A 2,289-nucleotide genomic window follows, 5' to 3' on the forward strand; every position below is an offset into this window, starting at 1 on the left:
CCTTTTGGGAGGCGACCGCCCCAGTCAAACTGCCCACCTGACACTGTCTCCGGGCCGGATCACGGCCCTGGGTTAGAATGTCAGTACAGTCAGGGTGGTATCCCACCAATGCCTCCACCGAAGCTGGCGCTCCGGTTTCCAAGGCTCCCACCTATCCTGTACAAACTGTACCAACATTCAATATCAGGCTACAGTAAAGCTCCACGGGGTCTTTCCGTCCTGTCGCGGGTAATGCGCATCTTCACGCATAGTATAATTTCACCGGGTCTCTTGTTGAGACAGTGCCCAAATCGTTGCACCTTTCGTGCGGGTCGGAACTTACCCGACAAGGAATTTCGCTACCTTAGGACCGTTATAGTTACGGCCGCCGTTTACTGGGGCTTCGATTCAGAGCTTCGCCTTGCGGCTAACTCATCCTCTTAACCTTCCAGCACCGGGCAGGTGTCAGCCCCTATACTTCACCTTTCGGTTTCGCAGAGACCTGTGTTTTTGCTAAACAGTCGTTTGGGCCTTTTCACTGCGGCTTCTTCTTATGAAGAAGCACCCCTTCTCCCGAAGTTACGGGGTCATTTTGCCGAGTTCCTTAACAAGAGTTCTCCCGATCACCTTAGGATACTCTCCTCGTCTACCTGTGTCGGTTTGCGGTACGGGCACCACTTTCCTCGCTAGAGGCTTTTCTAGGCAGTGTGAAATCGGGGACTTCGGTACTATAGTTCCCTCCCCATCACAGCTTGTGTTTGATGCACGGATTTGCCTATGCATCACACTCACTGCTTGGGCGCGCTCTTCCAATGACGCGCTTCCCTTATCCTACTGCGTCCCCCCGTCACTCAAACGGAAAGGAGGTGGTACAGGAATGTCAACCTGTTATCCATCGCCTACGCCTTTCGGCCTCGGCTTAGGTCCCGACTAACCCTGAGCGGACGAGCCTTCCTCAGGAAACCTTAGACTTACGGTGGAAGAGATTCTCACTCTTCTTTCGCTACTCATACCGGCATTCTCACTTCTAAGCGCTCCACCAGTCCTCACGGTCTGACTTCACAGCGCTTAGAACGCTCTCCTACCATTGTCCGAAGGACAATCCGCAGCTTCGGCGGTACGTTTAGCCCCGGTATATTTTCGGCGCAGAGTCACTCGACCAGTGAGCTATTACGCACTCTTTAAATGATGGCTGCTTCTAAGCCAACATCCTGGTTGTCTAAGCAACTCCACATCCTTTTCCACTTAACGTACACTTAGGGGCCTTAGCTGGCGGTCTGGGCTGTTTCCCTTTCGACTATGGACCTTATCACTCATAGTCTGACTCCCAAGGATAAGTCGATGGCATTCGGAGTTTGACTGAATTCGGTAACCCGATGAGGGCCCCTAGTCCAATCAGTGCTCTACCTCCATGACTCTTACCTTGAGGCTAGCCCTAAAGCTATTTCGGAGAGAACCAGCTATCTCCGTGTTCGATTGGCATTTCACCCCTACCCACACCTCATCCCCGTACTTTTCAACGTACGTGGGTTCGGGCCTCCAGCCAGTGTTACCTGGCCTTCACCCTGGACATGGGTAGATCACACGGTTTCGGGTCTACGACCACATACTATTTCGCCCTATTCAGACTCGCTTTCGCTGCGGCTCCGTTTCTTCAACTTAACCTTGCATGGGATCGTAACTCGCCGGTCCATTCTACAAAAGGTACGCCATCACCCATTAACGGGCTCTGACTACTTGTAGGCACACGGTTTCAGGTTCTATTTCACTCCCCTTCCGGGGTGCTTTTCACCTTTCCCTCACGGTACTGGTTCACTATCGGTCACTAGGGAGTATTTAGCCTTGGGAGATGGTCCTCCCGGATTCCGACGGAATTTCTCGTGTTCCGCCGTACTCAGGATCCACTCCGGAGGAAACAGGATTTTGACTACAGGGCTCTTACCTTCTTTGGCTGATCATTCCAGACCGATTCCTCTATCCTGTCTCTTGGTAACTCCAATGGAGTGTCCTACAACCCCAGAACGCAAGCGTTCTGGTTTGGGCTGATTCCGTTTCGCTCGCCGCTACTCAGGAAATCGCGTTTGCTTTCTATTCCTCCGGGTACTGAGATGTTTCAGTTCCCCGGGTGTGCCTTTCCTAGCCTATGTATTCAGCTAGGAAGACCGCCCCATTACGGGCGGTGGGTTCCCCCATTCGGAAATCCCCGGGTCATAGCCTACTTACGGCTGACCGAGGCATATCGGTGTTAGTCCCGTCCTTCATCGGCTCCTAGTGCCAAGGCATCCACCGTGCGCCCTTATTCACTTAACT

At 52.9% G+C, this 2,289-nt stretch carries 1 rRNA gene; it reads right to left on the reverse strand.

The features are described 5' to 3' along the window. A 23S ribosomal RNA gene (locus tag N782_RS20355) occupies positions 1-2,289 on the reverse strand; the annotation flags it as partial.

It is taken from the genome of Pontibacillus yanchengensis Y32, from assembly GCF_000770635.1.
GTDB lineage: Bacteria > Bacillota > Bacilli > Bacillales > BH030062 > Pontibacillus > Pontibacillus yanchengensis.